Annotated in this window: 2 protein-coding genes; both read right to left on the reverse strand. The window is 60.8% G+C overall.

All coding sequences use genetic code 11. The features are described from left to right. The gene (sufC, locus tag EN879_RS35915; RefSeq protein WP_013532160.1) at positions 1-756 is read right to left on the reverse strand and encodes a Fe-S cluster assembly ATPase SufC; all 756 of its coding nucleotides are present in this window, start codon (positions 754-756) and stop codon (positions 1-3) included. Between the two features lie 27 nt (positions 757-783). Further along, the coding region (locus EN879_RS35920; protein WP_206521082.1) for a SufD family Fe-S cluster assembly protein at positions 784-1,381 on the reverse strand (598 nt) is incomplete at its 5' end.

Raw genomic sequence — 1,381 nt, forward strand, 5'->3', positions numbered from 1 at the left:
TCACGCTGCTTCGCCGATCACGCCGGCATAGCCATTGGCTTCCAGGTCGAGCGCCAGCGACTTGTCGCCTGACTTGATGACCTGCCCCTTGTAGAGCACATGCACGGTGTCGGGCACGATGTGCTCAAGCAGGCGCTGGTAGTGGGTGATGACCAGGAACGCCCGGTCCGGCGCGCGCAGCGCGTTGACGCCGTCGGAAACGATCTTCAGCGCATCGATGTCGAGGCCGGAATCGGTCTCGTCGAGCACGCACAATTTCGGCTCCAGCAATTTCATCTGCAGGATCTCCGCCCGCTTCTTCTCGCCGCCGGAAAAGCCGACATTAAGCGGCCGCTTCAGCATCGCCATCTCCATGCTGAGCGAGGCGGCGGCTTCCTTCACGCGCTTCAAAAATTCCGGGATCTTCAGCGGCTCCTCGCCGCGCGCCTTGCGCTGCTCGTTCATCGCCACTTTCAGGAATTCCATGGTGGCGACGCCCGGTATCTCCATCGGATACTGGAAGGCGAGGAAGATGCCTGACGTGGCGCGCTCGGCCGGATCCATTTCGAGGATCGACTGGCCGTTGTAGAGGATGTCGCCCTCGGTCACCTCATAGTCCTCGCGACCGGCGAGGATGTAGGACAGCGTCGATTTGCCCGAGCCGTTCGGCCCCATGATCGCGGCAACCTCGCCGGCTTTCACCGTCAGGTTCAGACCGCGGATGATTTCGGTGCCGTCATCGACGATGCGGGCGTGCAGGTTTCTGATTTCAAGCATTTTTTCGTTTCCTGAATATCTGTCCGGTCAGCCGACCGAGCCCTCAAGCGAGATACCGATCAGCTTCTGCGCCTCGACAGCGAATTCCATCGGCAGTTGCTGGATGACGTCCTTGACGAAGCCGTTGACGATCAGCGCGATCGCCTCCTCTTCAGGGATACCGCGCTGCATGACGTAGAATTTCTGGTCCTCGGAAATCTTCGACGTGGTCGCTTCGTGCTCGAACTGCGCCGTCGAATTCTTGGCTTCCATGTAGGGCACGGTGTGCGCGCCGCACTGGTCGCCGATCAGCAGGGAATCGCAGTTGGTGAAGTTGCGGGCGTTGGTCGCCTTGCGGTGCGCCGAGACCTGGCCGCGATAGGTGTTCTGCGAGAAGCCGGCGGCGATGCCTTTGGAGATGATGCGGCTCGACGTGTTCTTGCCGAGGTGGATCATCTTGGTGCCGCTGTCGACCTGCTGATAACCGTTCGAGACAGCGATCGAATAGAACTCGCCCGAGGAATCGTCGCCGCGCAGGATGCAGCTCGGATATTTCCAGGTGATCGCCGAGCCGGTCTCGACCTGCGTCCACGAGATCTTCGAGCGATCGCCACGGCAGTCGCCGCGCTTGGTGACGAAATTGTAG

It is taken from the genome of Mesorhizobium sp. M7A.F.Ca.AU.002.02.1.1 (assembly GCF_003998535.1).
Lineage (GTDB): Bacteria > Pseudomonadota > Alphaproteobacteria > Rhizobiales > Rhizobiaceae > Mesorhizobium > Mesorhizobium ciceri.